Here is an 11,778-nt window from a genome sequence, read left to right as displayed (position 1 = left end):
ACATGACCGTGCTTGTCGAAGCCCCGCGGGTTAACGCCAACGAGGACAATCTCCAGCTCATCGAGATTCGGGTCGCACAAGGTGAAAGGGTCGAACAAGGCACCATTCTTTTCGTGCTTGAGACCACCAAGGCCGCAGTCGAGGTAGATGCTCCGGAGGCAGGAACTGTCGGCCTGCTGGACATCAAGGTCGGTGACTTCGTTCCTGTCGGCGCAACGCTTTGCAAAATCATCGACGAAAATTCGAATGTCGTTGTCGGGGAGACCAGCGCGGCCGATGTCGGGGCCAGCGAAGTCGCGATAACGGCTAAAGCCCGCAAGGCCGCATCCGAGCTCGGGGTCAACCTTGCGGACGTCATTCCGTCCAATGGCCGCATTGGCGAAGCCGAGGTGCGCGCTGCTGCCGGTCGCCGATCCGCCGCCAAGAGAGCCGAACCGGGCGAGCCGAGTTCCGTCGCTTTCTCCAGGCGGGCCGTCATCATCGGCGGCGGCGGCCACGCCGCCTGTTTGATCGATGCTCTCGATGGTGCCGGATACGATATCCTGGGCTGCACCGATCAAGCGTTGCCCGCCGGCCACCACGTCTGCGGCGGTATTTCGGTGATCGGCACGGAAGACTGCCTGGAGCGTTTGCTTGCGGAGGGCACGCGCTATGCTTTCATCGGCATCGGAGGCGCCCAGTCAAGCCAGGTGAGGCGGGCAATGTATGAACGCGCCACCGCAATGGGCTTCGTTCTGCCGCCTGTGATCCATCCTTCCGCGATCGTCTCCAAGGCGACCAGGATTGGACATGGCTGCCATATTTTGGCCGGCGCGAGCATCGGTCCGCGCTGTACGATCGGTAACAACGTCATCGTCAATCAGGGGACTATAGTCTGCCACGACAGCGTCGTTCAGGACAATGCGCACCTGACACCAGGCGCTATCATAGCCGGCGGAGTGGGCATCGGAGCCTTGACCGTCGTGGGAATGGGCGCAACGGTGCTCCTGGGCGTCCAGATCGGCGCCGACTGCCTGATCCACAACGGCGCGCACATCAGCGCCAATGTCGCAGACAACACCATCGTCGACGCGCAGGGCCGCCGCCATCTCCGCTAATGCATGTCGCCCAAGGCGATCTCCGGCTCGAGAAAGCGACATGGCGGGGCGGTTCGACGGGGCGGCTCTCGTGGCTGCGGCCGAGGGTTCGCCAATTCCGATCGGTGTCAGTCAAGCCGTACTTCGGTTGCGGTCCAGCGATCGCCCGCAATCAGCATCGGGCCTGGGTTAAATCAGTCCCGCAATGCGGCTGTTAGTCATCCGGTGGAGTTTTTCTGCGGCAGCCCACTACTTTTGGGCGGGGGTGTCCTTCGAATTCCCGAGCATTGCGAGACCTGGGATGGTGTACGGTGAAATGGTCTGCGGGATCCAACTTGAAGGCTCAGATGACCGTTGCACATCTCCATCCTCAGAACTCATCGGGTCCGCAGCATTTTCCCGTCGAAGCGTCAGCGAAGCCGGCTGGCGACAATTCGTTCAATGTAGCCGCGCATGGGTTGCGCGGCATTGCTTCTCTTATGGTCTTCTTCGCTCACCTCCTGGGCGGCACGGCGGAGCACGTCTACGCCTCCAATTCGGCCTATGTCGACCGCATTACGCCCTTCTGGAATTTCGGCACCTTCGGAGTCTGCCTTTTCTTCGTAATCAGTGGCTTCGTCATCCTGCCCAGTGCGATACGCTATAGTCCCGCTCAGTTTGCTGCCCGACGGTTCCTGCGCCTCTACCCTCTGTTTTTCGCGCTAAGCCTGCTTTTCATCTTGCTGAACGCAACCACCAACTTTTATCCCGAAACCAACAATCTCACAGCGGTTCTGGCAGGACTGACATTCCTGAACCTTGCAACCCATACCGAGCAATTGACGCCGAACGCGTGGAGCCTGACCTTCGAGGTCTGGTTCTATGTGTTTACGGCAGCGTTCGTTTTCCTGACGGTTCGTCGCCCAACCAGACTCGGCACAATTGCGCTCGGTCTTCTCGCGGCGCTCTTTATCGCCCGGTACCCGATCGCCTTGTATTTTCTTGCCGGCGGGCTGATCCGCCTTGCCTACGACCGATTTGAATGGGTAAACCGGGGCCGCCATCGGCTTGCCGAGAGCGGGGCGCTGGCAGCTTGCGTCTTTCTCGCCAGCCGCGGCCATTACGACTATCACTGGTCCGATTTCCAAAATGCCGAGCTTCCCTTGCTCATGGTCGCGACGGGGCTCTACTTCTGCCTTGCAGTGTCGCGGAACAGCTTGACGGCACTACTCCTTGGCAATCGGCTGCTTCGATACTTCGGAACGGTGAGCTACAGCCTGTATCTGGTGCATCCCTACACGTATCTTCTGACACGCTCGCTGTTTTCCCGCGCCCATCTTTTTTCCGGCAATGTTGTCCTATCGATGAGCGCCTTCATTTTGGCGGCGGCGGCGATCACCTGGGTGCTGACGCATTTCGCGAACCGAACGCTTGAGCTGTGGCCCTATGAGTTTGTCTATCATCAGAAGATCTATCGCTCGGCTTCGCAGCCAAGCGCGATGCGGCTTTGGCTGGCGTCAAATGCCAAACGTGCGGCATGGCTAAGGGGGTAGGATCGCCGTTGCGCGGCGGCCTGCGGCTTTTGAGGCGGATAGATAGCAGACTGGTCGTAACCACTGTTGTTAGGCTGCAAGCAGGGATGAGGACGAAATGCATCCATTTGTCATCGACGCCAAGCCTCAACCTATTTCAATTGATCCCGCTGACGCTGCCGTACTCGTCGTGGACATGCAGAATGACTTCGGCTCCAACGGTGGAATGTTCGACAGAGCCGGAATCGATATCTCCGGGATTCAACGGGCTGTAGGCCCTACTGCCAGCGTAATAGCTGCCGCTCGCGAATTGAGCATGCCCATCGTCTACCTGAAGATGGGATATCATCGCGACCTCTCGGACCTTGGAACGTCGGACGCCCCCAACCGTATTCGACATCTCCAGATCTTCGGGGTGGGCGCGAACATGACAGCCCCGGATGGCAGCGAGAGCCGGATTCTGATCCGCGACACCTGGGGAACAGAGGTCGTCAACGGCCTCAAGCCACAGGCAGGGGATGTCGTCCTCTATAAAACGCGATTCAGCGGTTTCTACGAAACCGAACTCGATTCTGTTCTGAAATCCGCAGGCGTCAAACACCTCATCGTGACAGGATGCACGACCAGCGTGTGTGTGGAATCGACAATTCGGGATGCCTTCTTCAGGGACTATCGCTGCATACTGCTGACGGATTGCACCAGCGAGCCCATCGCTTGGGACGCCCCAAGGAGCAATCATGATGCCTCGATCACGCTCGTTCAGATACTCTTTGGATGGACATCGACGTCCGACCAATTCCTGAAGTCGGTCGCAGAGCGAGTTCACGGTCGTCTTGAACTAGCCGAATGAGCAGGCAAAGCTGCCTATCAGTCGCCTTGGAGCACCGCGGCTGCCGCTCAGGGCCAGCGTAGATCAAGCCCAAACACAACCGACGTCCCGACCACTCTCGAAAGGTGCCCCGACGCATCGCCTACGATTTAGTCGTCCGACTTTGCCACAAGATCGGCGATACGGGATACATCAGGCACGTAAAGCTCTTTGGCGTGGCGCAGCACGAGTCCGATGTTTTGCAGGTAGCTCAACTCGCGTGCCACCGCCTCGCGGTGGGTGCCAATGCGGTGGGCCAGATCCGTATGGGTCGGGATAGGAGAAATCCTCGCCGAACCGTCGGCTCCGATGTCTTCAGCGCATAAGCGCAGCAACTCCTTATGCACCCGGGACCGAACGTTGAGCGTCGAAAGCTCAACGATGTGCTCGACAAGCACCTGCTGACGTTCCACCAACAATTGTACAACCGCATGCAGGGCTTCAGGATCCTGCTTGACTATGTCCAGAAAGGCACGACTGCCGATCGAAGCGATAGTGCATGGTCCCGCCGCTTCGACCGAATATGGCATCTGGATGTCGCCGCTCAAGGCAATTCCGTTAACAAGCGAGCCACGATGCGCAGGGGGGAGCGACACAATCTTGCCATTGCGGGTATAAACGAGCGCTCGAAGCTCGCCCTCGAGCAGAAAAAAAAGCCGGTCGACACTTTCGCCGGCCGGGACCAGGACGTCCCCTTCATTGAGATGCAACCAACGACAGCGGCGGTCTATCTCGATCAGCGTGGACGACTTAACATTGCTGAAATGCTCGATATTTTTCAAATCCGGCCCGTGCATATGGTTGGCATCAGCTACGGAGGTGATCTCCCCGTCAGTCTGCGGGCCTGGATATCGAACGGGCGGTTGTTTCATCCTGGGTAGCGCCCCCTTGCAAAGGTTCGCAGCCGCTTCCGTTGCGGCTGCTCCCCAAACTCAAGCAAATCACATCTACTAAAACGGTCCGTCAAGAACCATTACTCGTTGAGTGAGGCGGCACCCATATTTCAATTCCGTATGGCAATCCCTTCATACGGCGTTGTGTTGAGTATGTAGGCGACTTCGGTACGGTTTCTCGCACGAAGTTTTTTCATGACATTCCGAATGTGTACCTTGACCGTACTTTCACACATGTTGAGCTCGTACGCGATGACCTTGTTCGCCTTTCCTCGACGCAATGCCTCGATGACAGACATCTGACGCGAGGTAAAAGTGTTGTCTCCGTGCGGCTGCTGCTTGGTCGCGGACTGACCGTCGGTGACGGCGCGTCCTGAATGAAAGAGAACACTGGGCGGGACGAAAGTTCCGCCCGCCGCGACAAGCTGGATGGCCTTGGCGGCCACCTGCAACCTGACGCTGGTAGGAATATAGCCACGCGCGCCGTTTTCGACCACTTTGAGAATGTCCTCAAAGTTCTCGATATCCGATAGGATGACCACCCCTACCTCGGGCCTGGTCGCTTTCAGATGGCCTATCTGGGAAAGGTGATAGTCCGCCTGGGAGTTCGACCACATCACACACATCAGGACCGTCGAAACTCTCTGCGTTTCTTCGGGATCCGCCATGTCGAACGCTTCGACCGACGCGTAATGCTGGATATGAAATGATGGCTCGATGATTTCGAGGCTTCTGCTGAAGCAGTCACACATCAAAGGCCGGCCATCGATGATTGCAATCTCGATTCCCTCTCCCGAGGACGGTGAGAGACGATTGACGTCGAGAATAGATGGATATTGATCAAGATCAGTTTTGTCCGTCCGATCATTCGCAGGCAAAAAACTTGTCATGACTCACCCCCGCGCAAATCTCGCCCCAACGGAGATTTCGCTTTTAAACCCATACCTTAACACTTTAGTAATAGCTTGTGGACCGGAGGTGGTGGTGTGACAAAACGCACAGCGCGGCCAAAATTTCGGTTTCCTCAAGCAATCAAAGTGAAAAAGTCGTGGTTGCAGTATTATAGTTGGCTTCGAAGTCCATGCGCTTACCAATAGGGGGTAGCTACGGAAGTAGCGGTCATCCAGAATCGTTACGACAAAGAGCTGAACAGGGGTGGCTATGTGAGCCGTTGGTCAGACCTTCGCTCAAAACGCGCACACTTTCTCGGCAAAGCGTAAAATTACATTCAGGAGCCGGCATATTCCATATGGCGGACCTGCGGCATGAGACGTCGCAGCCTGCTCCCTTTCCTCGTCGATTGACCGCTTTGGCGAAGGTGGAGGCGAGCTTATTCGAGGCTTTGCCGCAAGTGCTGGCCCAGTCTGATAGCGAGCGCGACAATGGTGAGGGTGGGCATGTCGTTGCCTCCGGTCGGGAAGACCGAGCTGCCGGCGACGAACAGATTTGCGAGGCCGTGCACCTGGCACGAACTATCGACCACGCCGGTTCGCGGGTCGTCGCTCATCCTCGTCGTGCCCATGTGGTGTCGAACCCAGTGATATGGAATGTCTCGCTCCCCCGCCGGGTTTTTGTCCTGGCCTGGATGAATGGCGCTTCTATGCCCCAGCCGCTTCATCTCTTCAGTGATGATCGCCTGGACACGCTCAAGCGTCCGTCGGACGAGAGGCCCCACGTTCCATTGCAGCTTCACACGGGGCAGACTGAACTCGTCGAGCCTTGTATCGAGCGTGACGCGGCTTGCCGGATCCGGTTCTTGTTCCAGTATCGTGTCAAAATGAAAATGCCTTGCACGCCGACGTGAGTGCCAGATCCGTTCGAAACCTGCCGATATTGCTCCCGCCGGATGCATCAGGATAGTTCGGCCGCATTTGATAAGGTCGCGATGCAGCCGGCCTCTCCGCAGCCAGAAGGCAAGATACTGCAAAGCTTCGGAACCATCCATGTGATTGACGCAAGGCCCAGGCTTGATCCATGTGCGGGAATCGAGGAGGCGCTCGCTTGCACGTATTTCGGGCCGCAGCGCCAGTCCGAATGCATCATTGGTGCCGCGGTTTTCAGGCGACAATCCGGTCGTGCGGGTCCAGGGCACGTGGAGGTCTATCATGTTGTCGGGCTTGCTGACTTGCAGGCTTCCCCATTTTACCCGGGGATGCTCCATGAAATAGCGGCCAACCAGGTCATACTGGTTTCCTATGCCATTCGGCGCCTGTCGGTTTGAAACAAGGAGCAGGCGCGCGTTTTCGATACCGCCGCAGGCCAGCACGAAAAATCGCGCAGCAATCTGGAATCGTTTGTTCGGCGTACTCGCTACCTCGATGAAGCGAACCCGCCTTCCGCAGTCGTCGGTGTCGAGCCGCAGCGCCGTGGCATGCAGCACGACCTGGACGTTTTTTGCGTCCTTAAGCTTCTTGCGAAGCGTTGCTCCGAGATCCGGAGTGGGACTGAGAAAGCAGCGTTCCGAAAAGAGCGGCCCGTTTTCAGGCATGACCGCGGAAGTCGGCCAATCGGTCAGCAGGTCGTCGATTCCGAGCAGGCGGGCTGCGGTCTCATAATGGGGTAGTAATGATTTATGGGCGACGGGCCAACCACTCAGGGGTATCCAGGGCCGATGCTCGAAATCGCCATGATCCAACATCTTGCACCATCCGCCCCAACCAGCCTTGCCTGTGCTCCCGCCGAACTGACGAAGGCGGCAAAGATCAAGAGCTTCGTAAGGTTGACCCACGGACAGCCCGCGCGACAGCCGTTGGCGCCAGTGCTCGTACGTCATGCCACCGCTTTCGATGACGCATATGCGATGCCGCGTGCCTTCTAGTTGTGATGCTATCGCCAGGCCGGCGGCACCCGCTCCCACGATGCACACATCCGCCTCCAGGCGCATGCCTTGCGGAAACGCGTTGCAATCTTCAATCATGGCGTCGATCGGGCATGGTGTCGATCGGGACCAGCAATTGCACGCCTGTGAGAGCGTGGCCATTTGCGCCTTGCCCCCAGCCCCATTTGACTGTTGGTCCCGCTGGCATCGGGCGGGCACGTCAAATTTGTGATCCGAAGAAAACAAATGTCACGATACGAGCAACGGCGCGAGGACTGCCGGAGCCTCGCCCTGTGCTCCATTCGGTTAGCCTCTGGAAGTTCGGCCACTGGCATTCCGTTGTCCAAGCCTGATCCTCTTGGCTGCCTCCGAGCGCAACGCAGTTAAATTTGGCGCCACAATCGGATAATCCGGCGGCAAGCCCCATTTCTGGCGATATTGCGCTGGCGTCATGCCGATGGATGTAAGATACCGCTTCAAGGATTTCATGCGGCGCCCGTCCTCCAGGTTGACGATGAAGTCAGGGGTCACCGACTTGCGGATCGGCACGGCTGGAACAGGTTTCGGTTCGGGCTGGTGATCGCCCACGGCAAGCTTTTGCAAGGCACGGCCGACATTCTGGATCAGGTCAACCAGATCGGAAGGCGACGTCCGGTTTTTCCTGACATAGGCCGAAACAATATCAGCGGTTAGCTCAATGTGGTCGGCGGGGTCAGAGTCCATGAGTCCGCTCATTGCCTGAAGAAGGCTATCTTCCGTGGCCGAGGCGCGGAGCACGTTCTGCATCGCTCATTGAAGGATTGCCCACCGTCACAGGAGAATGCTCCTGATGCCCCGCTCCTTGCATGGCCCAATGCCATCCCCAGGTGCCGTTTGTGTCAATTGTCCCTTGGCGGCAGCCGATCCATCCAAAAGTGGTACCGCTTGGCAATCCCGATCCCGTGATGGCAGCGGCGAAACCGGCAACACCGGCGGCACAGCTAAGCCGGCAAGACCGCACTGATCCGATGCCGGCGCGCACATGTCGCGTACCGGTATCGACCGTCAAATCGATATCCAGCGCCGCCTCGCTGCGACGGCTCGACTTGTTCGCGACGGCTCGACTTGTTCAAGGCTGTCGTGTCTGGAGCTTCATGGCGCGCTTAAAGTCGCGATTGTCCACGCGGACAGCGCAAGACATCTCCAAGCCCGTAAGCCTTGAACAATGCTTGCGCCTTGCACTGCGCATGTGCGCTTGGACCTGAGCGGCGCGGCTTGACGAACCGCTCTTTCTACCACTCCGAGCCGGTATAGCCCGCAGCTTCCTTCCACAATGCGAGTGCGATGCTTGGCGAGCGGCCTTTCACTTCAATGTCTTTGCCGCGGTACTTTCCAGCCGCAATCCACACTGTCTTTGAACGCTGATAGATGTTGATGTCGAGGGCGCTGGCTAGAGCTTCCCAGTCCCTGCGTCTCGAAAAATCCATCCGACCCCCATCTCTCCATAATGTGGAGCAGTAACGAACATGGCGGATGAGAGTTCCCAGATCGTGAGGACTTCACCATTGGTTTGCGCAAATGGGTCGCACAGCGGTGAAAACTGCCTCCGCTGGCTACGCCAGCGGAGTATTGAATTGGGCGATATCCCCAGGCTGGAGCTATTTGGCCGCCTTTGCCGTCCTCTCCGCACCCACCAGACTTGCCAGCGGTTTTCACCAGATCCGCAGGTGCCATCCGATCGGGCCGGCCTCGGACGACCCGACCTTTGTCCGGAATCGGCAAAACGACGAGATGAAGAAGCCACTGAAGCACTCAGTGAGACTGTCAAAAGAATGTGTTCGATCATGATAAGCCTCCAAAAGAGGGCATTGCTTGTCCCGTGGAGATGGATAGTTTTTTCGAGAAAAATCGCGGATATCTCGATTAATTCTTTGAGCCCTTTAAATGAGATAGGACTCTGTGTGCACGTACCTACTATACAGAGAGAACCCTTACACACTGATCTTCGCCTTGGCCCCGAACTGCAGACTGGCGAGCAATGGATCGGCATGCGGGCAAGGGAAACGTGACGGCTGAAGCATGCAAAGCTTACTTGATACAAATTGTTGTGAACGCCCGTCCTCGTAAAAAGGGTCTACATTCTTGGATGCGCGCGCATAAGTGAGGTCTTTGGCATGGGGCCGTTATCGCGAAGGACGTTTGCACAGGGAACGGTTCTGGGCCTGTTACACTGGCTTGGCTTTACCAACCCTGGCAATGCGGCCACTCAATCTTCAGCTGGCGTAACGCTTATCGCCGGCGGCAGACCTGCGGCAACGCTCGTTATTTCGGATCAGCCGAGTGGCTCTGTTCACTACGCCGCCACGGAACTCGGCTGGCACATAGAAAAAGCGACCGGCATCCAACCTACCATCACAACTGAAAACCATGTCTCGCCGGCTGGCTTGCGTAACGCCGCCCATATTTTTCTGGGCGACACCCGGTTCGCCCGGGCAGCCGGAATCACATTCGGCGCATTGGCGCGTGAAACCTGTATCATCCGAACCGTCGGCAACCATCTGTGCATCGCCGGCCTCGATCATCCCGGCAGTGCACTCGACCAAAACACGTCCGCGGGCACCCTCTTCGGCGTGTACGAGCTCCTTGATCGCTATTTCGGTGTCCGATGGCTATGGCCAGGTGAACTGGGAACGTTTGTCCCAAAGGCACAGTCCTTGGTGATCCCCGCGCTTGATTACGTCGTTACGCCCCGGTTCATGCAGCGTCGCGTGCGCGCTGGGGCTGGCTTCACGAGCGAAGAACATCCCGAAATGGGTTTCACCGCAGCAGCGGCGAAAGAATATATGAAAGCCCAGGCCACGTTCCTGCGTCGCCACCGAATGGGCCGCAGAGTACCCACGAACTACGGTCACGCTTTCGTCGACTGGTGGCAGCGGTATGGCACCGAGCATCCCGAATGGTTTCAATTGGTCAGAGGCAAACGGGGCCCGGTGAGGCTGGGCGCTCGCTTCTCGATGTGCATTTCCAATCCGGGCTTGCGAGAAGAGATCGTCTCGCAATGGCGTGAGCATCGGAGCGCCTCTGCGGGACAGCCAACTTTCGTCAATGCGGTCGAGAACGACATCCCGGGGCAGTGCGAGTGCGAAATATGCAAAGCGCTGGATGGCCCAGAGCCGCCTGACTATCGAAAGTTCATTCCGTCGAAGTCGAAGATCGCCAGCAAGCCTTTCGTATCGGACCGCTATGCGCGTTCATGGCAAGCCATTCAGCGGATAGCCGCGAAAGACGACCCTAACGCGGTCGTGGTGGGATACGCCTATATGAATTACTTCGCGGCACCGACATCGGGAATCAAGTTGAACCCGAATATCCTGATCGGGTTTTGCCCATCGGCCTGGTACTATCCACGCAGCGGCGAAGAGCAGGACTGGATAAAAGACCAGTGGCGCGGATGGGCGGCAACGACTGCCCAGGTGTTCATGCGCACCAACTATTTCCTGGATGGCTACTGCATGCCGCACATATTCGCCGGCCAGTTCGCCGACGAGTTTCAGAACGCGGCGCGAAACGGGATGGTCGGAACCGATTTTGACTCGCTGACAGGCCATTGGGCGACGCAAGGTCCAAATCTCTATTTGTTGATGCGCCTGCAGACACATCCTGAGACTGCCGTGGAGTCATTGTTGTCGGAATATTATTCAGCCTTCGGACCTGCGGCCGACGACGTCAAAAGCTATTTTGATTATTGGCAGGCGTATACTTCGAACGCTCGCGCCCAGCTGCGGGAGGGGTTCGAGGCTCTTGGAGCATCTCGTTGGCGAAGCTGGGCGAAGGCGGCGCACGCTGTCTATCCAGAGGAGAGTTTCGCGCCGGCGGAAGCCTTGCTTGACAGGGCGGCAGCCTCCGCAATCCAAGATCCGGAAGCCTCGATGCGGGTGAAGTTTCTTGAGCTGGGATTGCAGCATGCGAAGCTGTGCTCGCGAGCGGCCAGCAAGCTCACGCTCGGCGATCCGCAATCCGCCTATGAGCGCGGAAAGCCGGAACTGGAAGCGTTGCTGCAATTTCGGCGATCATATGAGCATATGTGGATATCCAACATGAATCACTGCGCGTGGGTGGAGAGCCAGAGTTGGATCCTGCCGGGCTTTGCGATTCAATCTCCGGACCTTGATCCGGAATGATCCATCTATTTTGAAAGAAGATTTGCGGGAAGCTAGCTGGCCAAGCCGCGCGATATCGCGCCCTGGCCAGCTAGGGAGAGGTGGTCGGCGTTGTGCCAGGCACTGCCGACTGTGCTCGGTGCAGTTGCGGGAGCGCTTCTGTCCATGAACGGGGGGACTGCGTCAAGACAGGCGACAGACACGACAATCACCTCGCAATTTTTCCTCAATCGCCGGAGAGGACACGTCGTGCTGCGCGGAAGTCGGTGCCTGGCTCTGGTTTCCCGATGTGAGGCCGAGACTTGCCGGACTGCATTTTTCCTGTCGGCTTTGAGCTGTGTTACGTTGCCCTTGAACCGGTGGATCGGACCGAGGGGACTAGGGTCCGAAACCCGATTTTCATCCTGTTTGGCTGACACCTCCCATTGTTTTGGGAGCTGTGAACCACCTGGGCATTTCGCGATTCGAAGGCG

At 57.8% G+C, this 11,778-nt stretch carries 9 protein-coding genes; 4 read left to right on the top strand and 5 right to left on the bottom strand.

What is annotated here, in order from left to right:
• The first annotated feature begins 2 nt into the window (after positions 1-2).
• The 3 genes from FJ428_RS20015 to FJ428_RS20005 all read left to right on the top strand — a co-directional run bounded on the left by FJ428_RS20015 (position 3) and on the right by FJ428_RS20005 (position 3,437).
• Positions 3-1,097 carry a NeuD/PglB/VioB family sugar acetyltransferase gene (locus tag FJ428_RS20015; protein ID WP_140498449.1) on the top strand — a complete coding sequence of 365 codons (1,095 nt, stop codon included), beginning with the start codon at positions 3-5 and terminating at the stop codon, positions 1,095-1,097.
• A gap of 326 nt (positions 1,098-1,423) precedes the next feature.
• On the top strand, positions 1,424-2,608 hold the full coding sequence (locus FJ428_RS20010; protein WP_140498450.1) for an acyltransferase: 1,185 nt from the start codon (positions 1,424-1,426) through the stop codon (positions 2,606-2,608).
• A gap of 97 nt (positions 2,609-2,705) precedes the next feature.
• Complete coding sequence (locus tag FJ428_RS20005) at positions 2,706-3,437, top strand: cysteine hydrolase (RefSeq protein ID WP_140498451.1); 732 nt, start codon at positions 2,706-2,708, stop codon at positions 3,435-3,437.
• A 128-nt stretch (positions 3,438-3,565) separates the two neighbouring features.
• On the opposite strand, the gene FJ428_RS20000 is transcribed toward FJ428_RS20005, so the two are convergent.
• The 5 genes from FJ428_RS20000 to FJ428_RS19980 form a co-directional block, all read right to left on the bottom strand.
• Complete coding sequence (locus tag FJ428_RS20000) at positions 3,566-4,327, bottom strand: Crp/Fnr family transcriptional regulator (protein ID WP_140498452.1); 762 nt, start codon at positions 4,325-4,327, stop codon at positions 3,566-3,568.
• 131 nt (positions 4,328-4,458) lie between these two features.
• Complete coding sequence (locus FJ428_RS19995; RefSeq protein WP_140498453.1) at positions 4,459-5,238, bottom strand: response regulator transcription factor; 780 nt, start codon at positions 5,236-5,238, stop codon at positions 4,459-4,461.
• 440 nt (positions 5,239-5,678) lie between these two features.
• On the bottom strand, positions 5,679-7,265 hold the full coding sequence (locus FJ428_RS19990; RefSeq protein WP_181167350.1) for a GMC family oxidoreductase: 1,587 nt from the start codon (positions 7,263-7,265) through the stop codon (positions 5,679-5,681).
• Positions 7,266-7,472: 207 nt separating this feature from the next.
• Positions 7,473-7,952, bottom strand: coding sequence for a MucR family transcriptional regulator (locus tag FJ428_RS19985; protein ID WP_318012505.1), 480 nt, complete (start codon positions 7,950-7,952; stop codon positions 7,473-7,475).
• Between the two features lie 485 nt (positions 7,953-8,437).
• The gene (locus tag FJ428_RS19980; protein ID WP_140498455.1) at positions 8,438-8,632 is read right to left on the bottom strand and encodes a hypothetical protein; all 195 of its coding nucleotides are present in this window, start codon (positions 8,630-8,632) and stop codon (positions 8,438-8,440) included.
• Between the two features lie 687 nt (positions 8,633-9,319).
• On the opposite strand from FJ428_RS19980, the gene FJ428_RS19975 reads away from it, so the two are divergent.
• Positions 9,320-11,326, top strand: coding sequence for a DUF4838 domain-containing protein (locus FJ428_RS19975; RefSeq protein ID WP_140498456.1), 2,007 nt, complete (start codon positions 9,320-9,322; stop codon positions 11,324-11,326).
• Positions 11,327-11,778 lie beyond the last annotated feature (452 nt).

The sequence above is a fragment of the Mesorhizobium sp. B2-8-1 genome, assembly GCF_006440955.1.
Taxonomy (GTDB): domain Bacteria; phylum Pseudomonadota; class Alphaproteobacteria; order Rhizobiales; family Rhizobiaceae; genus Mesorhizobium.
Note: the sequence above shows the minus strand (reverse complement) of the source record. Positions and strands in the feature narration are given on the sequence as shown.

What these genes read in the sequence shown, in the direction of transcription:
- FJ428_RS20015 (WP_140498449.1), top strand. Translation starts at nt 3, where the DNA reads ATGACCGTGCTTGTCGAAGCCCCGCGGGTTAACGCCAACGAGGACAAT.
- FJ428_RS20010 (WP_140498450.1), top strand. Translation starts at nt 1,424, where the DNA reads ATGACCGTTGCACATCTCCATCCTCAGAACTCATCGGGTCCGCAGCAT.
- FJ428_RS20005 (WP_140498451.1), top strand. Translation starts at nt 2,706, where the DNA reads ATGCATCCATTTGTCATCGACGCCAAGCCTCAACCTATTTCAATTGAT.
- FJ428_RS20000 (WP_140498452.1), bottom strand. Translation starts at nt 4,327, where the DNA reads ATGAAACAACCGCCCGTTCGATATCCAGGCCCGCAGACTGACGGGGAG.
- FJ428_RS19995 (WP_140498453.1), bottom strand. Translation starts at nt 5,238, where the DNA reads ATGACAAGTTTTTTGCCTGCGAATGATCGGACGGACAAAACTGATCTT.
- FJ428_RS19990 (WP_181167350.1), bottom strand. Translation starts at nt 7,265, where the DNA reads ATGATTGAAGATTGCAACGCGTTTCCGCAAGGCATGCGCCTGGAGGCG.
- FJ428_RS19985 (WP_318012505.1), bottom strand. Translation starts at nt 7,952, where the DNA reads ATGCAGAACGTGCTCCGCGCCTCGGCCACGGAAGATAGCCTTCTTCAG.
- FJ428_RS19980 (WP_140498455.1), bottom strand. Translation starts at nt 8,632, where the DNA reads ATGGATTTTTCGAGACGCAGGGACTGGGAAGCTCTAGCCAGCGCCCTC.
- FJ428_RS19975 (WP_140498456.1), top strand. Translation starts at nt 9,320, where the DNA reads ATGGGGCCGTTATCGCGAAGGACGTTTGCACAGGGAACGGTTCTGGGC.